The 2,094-nt window shown below is 61.3% G+C and carries 1 protein-coding gene; it reads left to right on the top strand.

Annotation, left to right across the window (positions count from 1 at the left end):
• Positions 1-59 precede the first annotated feature (59 nt).
• Positions 60-2,094, top strand: a 2,035-nt coding sequence (locus tag ACSLE4_RS10395) for a transglycosylase domain-containing protein (protein WP_435904385.1), incomplete at its 3' end; no start/stop codon positions are given.

Genomic DNA, 2,094 nt, shown 5'->3' with positions numbered 1-2,094 from the left:
TTTTGGACGGCCGGATTTCGTGTGGCCGGGCGGCCGCGCAGTGAAGAGGTCGGGGTAAATTGTGGGACTTTCTACAAGGCAATAGCCGCGGCAAGCTCATCGATTGGCTGAAGATCGATTCCTGGATCGATTCCGGGCTCTATGCCGCCTGGATCGGCTTCCGCGATTGGTGGAGCGCCTATTCTTCTTTCTTCGGCCGCTTCGAGATCAAGGGCTTCTGGCGCGCCTGCAATGAATTGGCCTGCGAGGGACTGACCTTGAGTGTGGACGGTTTGCTGGTCGTGCTCGCCTTCGCCCTCCCCGCCTTCGAGGTCGCCCAAGGCAAGATCAACCTCTCCGACGAATACAGCGTCACCTTCCTTGACCGCTATGGCAACGAGATCGGAAAACGCGGCCTCCTGCGCGACGACTCCGTGCCCCTCGAGGAAATTCCGGATCATATGATCAAGGCGACGCTGGCCACCGAGGACCGGCGCTTCTTCGACCATTTCGGCATCGACGTCATGGGTACGTTCCGTGCGCTTGCCGAAAACGCCCGCGCCGATCAGGTGGTGCAGGGCGGTAGCTCGCTCACCCAGCAGCTCGCCAAGAACATGTTCCTGACGCCGGAGAAAGCGCTGTCGAGAAAGATCAAAGAAGCGTTCATCGCCGTCTATCTCGAGAACCACTACACCAAGCCCGAAATCCTCAAGCTCTATTTCGACCGTGCCTATCTCGGCGGCGGCTCTTACGGCGTCGAAGCCGCGGCACATTACTATTTCGGCAAGTCCATTCGCGAGGTGACACTGGCCGAGTCCGCCATGCTCGCCGGCATGTTCAAGGCGCCAACCCGCTATGCACCCCATGTCAACCTCGCCGCCTCCCGCGCCCGCGCCAACGAAGTGCTGACCAACATGGTCGAGGCAGGCTATTTGAGCGAGGGTCAAGTTTACGGCGCCCGGCTGAACCCGGCCCGGATCGTCGAGCGCGGCGATTCCAACACACCGGATTACTTCCTAGATTGGGCGTTCGAGGAGGTGCAGCGCCTCATGGCCGGCAAGCCCAACCACATCGTCGTGGCCCGGACGACGGTCGACCTTGGCCTGCAAAAGTCCGCCGACGACGCACTTGAGGGTACGGTCAACAAGTATGGCCGCTCGCGCAACTTCAATAACGGCGCCCTGGTCTCGATGGAGACCGACGGCGCGGTGCGCGCCATGGTCGGCGGCAAGGACTATGGCCAAAGCCAGTTCAACCGGGCGGCCCACGCCTATCGCCAGCCGGGTTCTTCGTTCAAGCCTTACGTCTATCTGACAGCGCTCCAGCATGGCTTCACGCCCAACACGGTGGTCAGTGACGGCTATGTCAGCTGCGGCCGCTGGTCACCAAAAAACTACTCTGGCGGGTTCCGGGGACGCATGACCGTCAGAACGGCGCTAGCGAAGTCGATCAATACCGTTGCTGTGAAGCTGTCCCTTCAAGCCGGCCGCGAGAATGTGCTCGCCGACTTGGAGAAGATCGGTATCAGGCACCTGAAGAAGACGTGCTCGCTCGCGCTCGGTGACAACGGCGTGACGCCGCTCGAGCATGTCGGTGGCCATGCCGTATTTGCATCCGGCGGCATTGAGGTCCGGCCCTATGCTATCGAGGAGATCCGGACCATTCCAGGAGAGCTCCTTTACAATCACGATCGTGACGAGCCGCCACGCAAGCGGATCTTCGAGCAAAAGGTCGTCGAGCAGCTCAATTCCATGATGCGTTCGGTCGTGACCGATGGAACCGGGAGGCGGTCGCAGCTCGACTACACCAACAACGCGGGTAAGACGGGAACGAGCTCTGCCTATCGTGACGCTTGGTTCATGGGCTACACCGGCCAATACGTGACCGGTGTATGGCTGGGGAACGATGACTTCACACCCATGGCCCGTGTGACCGGCGGTAGTTTCCCGGCGGAAGCCTGGAAGACCTACATGGAGGCGGCCCATGATACGGACAACATCCCGGTGATCCCAGGTGTCGAGCCGCATCCGCGCCAGGTCGCCGAGCAGCAAAGGATCGCCGCCATCATGTCGCAAAGCGCCACGGCCGAGTTGCCGGTGCCTCCGCCGGCCGAGA

The sequence above is a fragment of the Methyloceanibacter sp. genome (assembly GCF_051306395.1).
GTDB lineage: Bacteria > Pseudomonadota > Alphaproteobacteria > Rhizobiales > Methyloligellaceae > Methyloceanibacter.
Note: the sequence above shows the minus strand (reverse complement) of the source record. Positions and strands in the feature narration are given on the sequence as shown.